1 protein-coding gene is annotated in these 1,378 nt (G+C 60.2%); it reads left to right on the forward strand.

Going from position 1 to position 1,378, the window contains the following annotated elements; translation table 11 throughout:
- Positions 1-97: 97 nt before the first annotated feature.
- On the forward strand, positions 98-1,348 hold the full coding sequence (locus EYE42_RS15875; protein ID WP_130992287.1) for an IS256 family transposase: 1,251 nt from the start codon (positions 98-100) through the stop codon (positions 1,346-1,348).
- The last annotated feature ends 30 nt before the right edge of the window (positions 1,349-1,378 follow it).

Here is a 1,378-nt window from a genome sequence, read left to right on the forward strand (position 1 = left end):
GAGTAATGAGCGAAAGTTGGTGATGCCCTGAGGGGGCGGCATATCATGGCGGTGTTCAGAACGCCGTCAATTCTCAACCGAGAAAGGGATATGCCACATGCCAGAGACTACCATCACCCAGCTGCCCGATCCATCCGGATTCAGCGCTGATCCCTTCACCGATATTATCCGTGACGGCGCGCGCAAGCTGATCGAACAGGCAATCCACGCGGAGTTGGCGGTGCTGATGGCCGCCTTTTCCGCCGAGAAGCTGGAGAATGGCACATCACGCCTGGTGCGCCATGGTTACCTGCCGGAACGCGAGGTGATGACCGGGATTGGTCCCGTGCCGGTGAAAGTGCCGCGGGTGCGCGATCGCAAGCCCGGTGAGGACAAGATCACCTTCACGCCCAGCATCCTGCCGCGATACCTGCGCAAGGCGAAATCGGTCGAGGAGTTGCTGCCCTGGCTTTATCTCAAGGGCGTCAGCACGGGTGATTTCAGCGAGGCGCTCGCGGCACTGCTGGGCCCGAACGCCGATGGGCTTTCCGCCAAGACGATCACGCGGCTGAAGGCTGACTGGTGGAACGACTATGAGGCCTGGCAAAAACGCGACCTGAGCCACCGGCGCTTTCTCTACATCTGGGCCGACGGGGTGTATTTCAAACCGCGCATGGCCGAAGAAAAGCAATGTGTTCTGGTGATCGTCGGGGCCGATGAATATGGCCGCAAGGAGCTTCTGGGGATGATCGACGGCTTTCGCGAAAGCGCTGAGAGCTGGCGTGAGCTTTTGCTCGATCTGAAGCGCCGGGGCTTGAAGCAGGATCCCAACCTAGCCATCGGCGACGGTGCGCTCGGGTTCTGGACCGCGCTGCGCGAGGTCTTCGCCACCACACGCGAGCAGCGGTGTTGGGTCCACAAGACAATGAATGTGCTGAATACCCTGCCAAAGTCGCTGCAGGACAAGGCCAAGAGCCATCTGCACGACATCTGGCAGGCTGAAACAAAGGCCGAGGCCGGCGCCGCCTTCGACTTTTTCGTCGAAACCTACGGCGTCAAATACGACAAGGCCGTTGCCAAGCTGGTCAAGGATCGCGAGGCGTTGCTGACCTTTTACGACTACCCGGCCGAACACTGGAAACACATCCGGACATCCAATCCAATTGAAAGCACCTTCGCGACCGTTCGGCACCGCACCAAGCGCACCAAAGGTTGCCTCAGCCGCAGGACCGGACTGGCCATGGCCTTCAAGCTGATGATGTCGGCGCAGGGGAAATGGCGCAAACTCGACGGCCAGAACCGCCTGCCGGAGATCATCCAGGGGATTGAGTTCCGCGACGGCCTCCGTCAACTTCAAGCCGCCGCCTGATCAGGCGTCACCAACTTTTGCCCATATCTC

Source organism: Paracoccus subflavus (assembly GCF_004310345.1).
Classification (GTDB): domain Bacteria; phylum Pseudomonadota; class Alphaproteobacteria; order Rhodobacterales; family Rhodobacteraceae; genus Paracoccus; species Paracoccus subflavus.